The organism is Rhodoluna sp. (genome assembly GCF_049276775.1).
Lineage (GTDB): Bacteria > Actinomycetota > Actinomycetes > Actinomycetales > Microbacteriaceae > Rhodoluna.
Genome location: NZ_JBASXC010000019.1, coordinates 1 through 5281 on the forward strand (window position 1 = coordinate 1; position 5281 = coordinate 5281).

The 5281-nt window shown below is 51.8% G+C and carries 6 protein-coding genes; 2 read left to right on the forward strand and 4 right to left on the reverse strand.

Going from position 1 to position 5281, the window contains the following annotated elements; genetic code table 11:
* Nucleotides 1-180 precede the first annotated feature (180 nt).
* Both WAO31_RS01400 and WAO31_RS01405 read left to right on the forward strand, forming a co-directional pair.
* A complete protein-coding gene (locus tag WAO31_RS01400) occupies nucleotides 181-1224 on the forward strand; it encodes an ABC transporter permease (RefSeq protein WP_509589312.1) in 1044 nt (347 codons plus the stop codon).
* Complete coding sequence (locus WAO31_RS01405; protein ID WP_509589315.1) at nucleotides 1221-2003, forward strand: ATP-binding cassette domain-containing protein; 783 nt, start codon at nucleotides 1221-1223, stop codon at nucleotides 2001-2003. Before WAO31_RS01400 ends, WAO31_RS01405 begins: the two co-directional genes overlap by 4 nt.
* Nucleotides 2004-2066: 63 nt before the next feature.
* Here the strand turns inward: WAO31_RS01405 and WAO31_RS01410 are convergent, their stop codons facing one another.
* From WAO31_RS01410 to WAO31_RS01425, 4 genes are all read right to left on the reverse strand, one after another.
* Nucleotides 2067-2954: a 5-deoxy-glucuronate isomerase gene (locus tag WAO31_RS01410; RefSeq protein WP_509589317.1), complete on the reverse strand. Its 888-nt coding sequence runs from the start codon at nucleotides 2952-2954 to the stop codon at nucleotides 2067-2069.
* Nucleotides 2955-3016: 62 nt separating this feature from the next.
* Complete coding sequence (locus WAO31_RS01415) at nucleotides 3017-3238, reverse strand: NAD-dependent epimerase/dehydratase family protein (RefSeq protein ID WP_509589319.1); 222 nt, start codon at nucleotides 3236-3238, stop codon at nucleotides 3017-3019.
* On the reverse strand, nucleotides 3238-4728 hold the full coding sequence (locus WAO31_RS01420) for a CoA-acylating methylmalonate-semialdehyde dehydrogenase (RefSeq protein ID WP_509589321.1): 1491 nt from the start codon (nucleotides 4726-4728) through the stop codon (nucleotides 3238-3240). Before WAO31_RS01420 ends, WAO31_RS01415 begins: the two co-directional genes overlap by 1 nt.
* 29 nt (nucleotides 4729-4757) lie before the next feature.
* A partial coding sequence (locus WAO31_RS01425) for a Cgl0159 family (beta/alpha)8-fold protein (protein WP_509589323.1) occupies nucleotides 4758-5281 on the reverse strand: 524 nt, incomplete at its 5' end.

Below are 5281 nucleotides of genomic sequence, written 5' to 3' on the forward strand. Positions count from 1 at the left end.
CCTATGTACACCGGTCCTGGTTTCGTTGACGCATCAAACGTCGAGCAGGTAATTAGCCTGGTCGAGGGTGGCTCTCGCTAGTCATCACCTAGAATCAAAGATGGTGGGCTAGGAAATTTCCTAGCCCACCATTTCTCTAAGTCTCCTAAGCTGTAAACAATGAAAGTTAAGGACCTAAAAATGGCAAACGCAGTCAAAGACGAACGCGTTAAACAAACATCGACTATTACGACCCTTCTTCGCCGGCCCGAATTCGGAGCTCTGCTCGGAGCGCTGGCAATTTTTACTCTTTTCTCAGTTGTTGACACCACTGGAAACTTTGGTCAGCCTGGCGGTATAGCTGGCTGGACTGACATCGCAGCGCCAATTGGAATCATTGCGGTTTTCGTAGCCCTTCTAATGATCGGTGGGGAGTTTGACCTATCTACAGGAGTTATGGTCGGAACCGCCGGTCTACTAACTGGAATGCTGGTCACCGAGCTTGGGCTGGATATCTGGTCCACGATCGTGATTGTCCTTTTGTTCGGTGCACTGATTGGTTTCCTGAATGGTTGGTTGGTAGTCACAACCGGACTTCCGTCCTTCATCGTGACTCTCGCTACCTTCTTTGTTCTCCGCGGAGCAAACCTCGCAATTACTAAGGCCCTGACGGGAACTGTTCGTGTGAGCGACACCGACAAGGCGCCAAACTTTGATCAGGCCGCCGCCATATTTGCTTCCAAGATTGAAATTTTTGGGGCTAGCTTTCAGATCACATTGTTCTGGTGGATAGCCTTCACAGTCCTCGCAACGTGGATCCTAACCAGGACCCGATTCGGAAACTGGATCTTTGCAGCCGGTGGTGACCCAAACGCAGCTCGTAATGCTGGTGTACCGGTTATCAGAACCAAGATCATGCTGTTCATGATGACTTCGATGGCTGCTGCTTTAGTCGGCGTCATGCTCGTTCTTCGACTCAAGGGCATGCAGGCTGGCCAGGGTGTTGGAATGGAGTTTTTCTACATCATCGCCGCTGTTGTTGGTGGCACACTACTAACCGGTGGTAAGGGTTCCGCAATTGGTGCATCGATTGGTGCGGCAGTTATGGGAATGGCCTACATCGGTATCCCATTCGCTCGCTGGGACTCAGACTGGACCTTTACATTCCTTGGAGCAATCTTGCTAACCGCCGTTCTGATCAACAGCTACGTCGGAAAGCGCGCAATGTCGGGAGGCAAAAAATGACCGCAGCCCTAGAGCTCAAGAAAGTCGGCAAGCAGTTCGGTAGCGTTATCGCTCTAACCGACGTGTCGCTAGAGGTTGAACCCGGAACCGTCACCTGCGTTCTCGGTGACAACGGTGCCGGTAAATCAACCCTCATCAAAATCCTCTCCGGAGTGCACATGCCAACCAATGGCAAGTTCTTGATGGAGGGAAGCCCAATGAGCTTCAACTCTCCAAGAGATGCCATGGCCAAGGGCATTGCAACCGTTTACCAGGATCTTGCAACCATCCCGATGATGTCGGTCTGGAGAAACTTCTTCCTTGGAAACGAAATCACCAAGGGCTGGGGTCCACTTCGTCGCCTTGACATCAAAGCCATGAAGGACATTTCCAAGAAGCAGCTACTGCAGATGGGTATCGACCTTCGAGACACCGAGCAGCCAATTGGAACCCTCTCCGGAGGTGAGCGCCAAGCTGTGGCTATTGCAAGAGCTGTTTACTTCGGTGCCAAGGTTCTGATTCTCGATGAGCCAACCTCCGCTCTGGGTGTTCGTCAGTCTGGAATCGTTTTGAAGTATGTTCTGTCAGCTAAGGAAAGAGGTGTGGCAGTTGTGTTCATCACTCACAACCCTCACCATGCCTTCCTGGTGGGAGATCGCTTCTACCTACTCAACCGTGGAAAGATGACCAACGACTTCATGCGAAAGAACGTCAAGCTTGACGAACTCACCATTGCAATGGCAGGTGGAGCTGAGCTCGAGGCCCTGACTCACGAGATTCAGCAGGTAAAGAACTCTTAAAGAAATAAGAAACCGGCCGGTTCCTAAAAAGGGAACCGGCCGGTTTTCTACTTTTTCTAGGTCTTAGGCCTGATAGGGCAGCCTCGGATCAGCCTCTAGCGAATCCCAGCTCGCCCTAAAGAAACCGTGGTCGGGGTCGTCGGTGATGTTCCAGCTTCGATCAGGATCGGGTCCTGCCATAACGTTCATGAAGTACAGATCGTATGGGGGAACTGCCGAGGTAGGACCGTGGTAGCCATAAGGCAACAGTGCTACATCGCCGTCTCTAACTACCAGGGTTAGATCGATTGGACGCTCATCAGATGCGTAGGCCCGAAACATGGCAATGGGATCAGACCTATCTGGCTTCGGGAGATTCCTGTCGGTTGCAAGCTCGAAATAATAAATTTCTTCAAGGTTTGATTCCACACCAGGAACGTAGGTGTCGTGCTTGTGGGGTGGAATCCCGGAGTGATTACCGGAGGGAACGATTACTTCAACAACCACCATTGCGCTGGCATCCAGCAGGTCAACGCCGCCGTAGTCGTGAATCTGCCTGGTCGCTGCGCCAACCCCACGGATCAGAATTGAGACATCTTCCTTCTTGGTCAGCTGGACGTTCTTGTCAGCTTTGGCAAGTGCCTCGGCGACAATGAACCGACCGGTCCCGGTAACCATGGCGCTGGTGAATCTTGGTAAAAACAAAAAGTCTGCCGGACCGTGGAATACCGACTCTCGACCTCGAAGAGTTAGTGAACCTGACTCTTCACCCTGAAAGTCAACCCTGATGGACTCGCCATCTAGGGGCCAGATGGCACGCTCCCATTTGTCTGCCGGCAACTCAAAGGAAGGGTGGTTCATGAAATTTCCCACTTTGGTTCCGGTGTATTTCCAACCCGGCGTTGAGTCGTCAACAAATACTTCCCAGGGACCAGAAACCAGTTCACCCTTTGGATAAAACCACTTTGACAACTTTTTTCTCCTAAGAAAGCTCAGACACTACTTGCTTTATGAAGTCTACGCTCACTCTTGCATCAACCTGTTGAAATCGTTCGCAATCGCACAGTGAACCACAGCTCGGTTCCCGTAAGAGCGGCCTGAATAGAATCTTGGCTTTGAAAATCAACCAGCTTCGTTGCCCATGGCAACTTAGCTTCGCTTCGAACCAAACCAACGACCTCGTGGCCTCGAGATTCAAGAACTTTTGAAATATTGCTGCCAACGAAACCGGTTGATCCGGTGACCGCGAACTTCATTAGTTTTGAGGGAAACCTAGGTTCAATCCCCCGTGGCTTGGGTCAAGCCATCTTGAAGTAATTACCTTGGTCTGAGTGAAGAATCTGAAGCCCTCTTCACCGTGAGCACGGCTGTCCCCGAACAGCGACTGCTTCCAACCACCAAAACTGAAGTGAGCAACCGGAACTGGAATTGGAACGTTGATTCCAATCATTCCAACCTGAACCTGATTTTGGAACTTTCTAGCTGCACCACCGTCGTTTGTGAAAATAGCGGTTCCGTTACCAAAAGCTCCCGAGTTGATTAGCTCAAGACCCTCGTCGTAGGTCTTGACTCGAACTACCGATAGAACCGGACCAAAGATTTCCTCCTGGTAGACCTTGGAAGATGTTGGAACCTTATCTATCAATGTTGGACCAAGCCAAAATCCTTCGGGAGCTCCGTCGGCAACAACTCCGCGGCCATCAACCACAACTGAAGCGCCGTCTTTCTCGGCAATTGCAATATACGAGGTGACTTTTTCAAGGTGCTGCTTAGTGACGAGAGGACCCATGTCACAGTTGCGACGGCCATCTCCCACCTTGATGGTTGCCATACGCTCTTTGATTTTTTCAATAAGCGCATCGGCTACCGGCTCAACGGCAACTACCACTGAGATTGCCATGCAGCGCTCGCCGGCTGAACCAAAGCCCGCGTTAACAGCTGAGTCAGCCACAAGATCAAGATCGGCATCAGGGAGAACAAGCATGTGGTTCTTGGCTCCACCTAGGGCCTGGACCCTCTTGCCATTCTTGGCTGAGGTTTCGTAAATGTACTGCGCAATCGGGGTGGATCCCACAAATGAGATGGAGGCCACGTCAGGGTGGTTTAGCAATCCGTCTACCGCTTCTTTGTCTCCGTTTAGAACGTTGAAGACACCGTCTGGCAAACCGGCTTCTTTCCAAAGCTCAGCCATCCAGATGGCAGCTGTTGGATCTTTCTCACTCGGCTTCAGAATCACGGTGTTGCCAGCTGCGATTGCCACCGGGAAAAACCACATCGGGACCATAGCCGGGAAGTTGAACGGGCTGATGATTCCGGCAATTCCAAGTGGCTGCTTTATTGAATAGACGTCGACGTTGGTTGACGCATTTTCTGAGAACTCTCCCTTGAGAAGGTGGGGTAATCCGCAGGCAAACTCCACCACTTCCTGGCCGCGAGTAATTTCACCGAGCGCATCAGATAAAACCTTGCCGTGCTCGGCTGTGATGATTGCAGCGAGCTCGGGCTTCTTGGCCTCCAGCAGTTCACGGAAGCGGAACATAATTGCCTGGCGCCTAGCGGTTGAGAGATCCCTCCAGGCGGGAAAGGCCGCCTTGGCGGCGGCCACGGTTGCGTTGATCTCATCCTGATTCGCGAAGCCAACCTTCTTGGTGGACTCACCCAGAGCCGGGTCAAATCCGTCGCCGAACCTTCCGGATTTGCTCTCGACTGCCTTGCCGTTTATCCACATTGGAATTACGCTCATCATCTTTTCCTTTTCTTCTTTGTGTAAAAAATCTACTTGTGTACCAGGTTTGCGGCTTGAGCTACGGCTCCAGCAACATCGTCGTTCTTTGGATAGAGAAGGGTTCGGCCAACTGTCAGTCCCCTGACACCCGGAAGAGCCAAGGCATCGCTCCAGGATTGGAAAGCTTCATCCTGGTCGTTGCCACCTTCGCCACCGAGCAAGAGAGTTGGCAATGTGGTTGCCTCCATAACTCTCTCCATGCCAGGAACTACCGGAAGCTTGAGCCAAGAGTAGGCAATGGTTGATCCCAGTCCGGAGGAAATTGCCACCGATAACTCGACGGCTTCGGCGGTCAACTCGTTAACCGCTTTCCCGTCAACCCACTTGCTCATGAACGGTTCAAGCATGATTGGGATTTCCAGAGCTGCACACTGATCAATTACTTCGGCGGATTTCTCGAGAAGTCGAGCCGTTGCCGGATCCTCCAAGTTGATTCTCATTAGGTTTTTGCCAAAATCAATACCGGACGCCTTGAGCGCTGCCGCTGTAAAGGACGTATAGCGATCGTCAAACT